This window comes from Pseudomonas sp. Eth.TT006 (genome assembly GCF_054456575.1).
In genome coordinates, this window is record NZ_JBTJEN010000044.1 from 1 (window position 1) to 663 (window position 663).

Annotated in this window: 1 pseudogene; it reads left to right on the forward strand. The window is 60.6% G+C overall.

Annotated features, from left to right (window positions below):
• A pseudogene (locus tag ACXR0M_RS27240) lies at positions 1-663 on the forward strand (type I secretion target); the annotation flags it as partial.

The following is a 663-nucleotide window of genomic DNA, read 5'->3' on the forward strand; positions in this document are numbered from 1 at the left end:
GACACCAGCGATGCCGACTTCAAAGCCCTGCACGGCGGCGGCAACGGCACCGAAACCTTCACCTACACCATTACCGACTCTGACGGCGATACCAGCACCGCGAATCTCGTCTTGCAGATCCACAACAACGATGACCCAGTGCTGATTAACGGGTTGAACGTCGAGGGCGGCGAACTGACGGTTTACGAAAAAAACCTCAGCGACGGCAGCGCCCCCGATGCTAATGCCCTGACCCAAAGCGGCACCTTCACCATCACCGCGCTGGATGGCGTCACTACGCTGACCGTCGGCGGTATCGCCGTGGTCACCAATGGCGTGGCCGCAGGCTTCCCGCAATCGGTGACCACGCCACTGGGCAGCACGTTGACCATCACCGGGTTCAACGCGGCAACAGGCGTCGTCAGCTACAGCTACACCCTCGACCAAAACGATGCTCATCCGACGGCCAATGGCGCCAACTCGCTTTCCGAACAGTTCGGCGTGACCGTGGTGGATGACAACGGCACCACCGCCAACGCGACCCTCGACGTAAACATCATCGACGACCTGCCCAAAGCAGTCGATGACAGCAACACCGGTACAGCTGCCGAAACGAATCTGGTCCTGACTGGTAACGTGCTGACCAACGACGTGCAAGGCGCCGACCGTGTATCCACCGGCCCA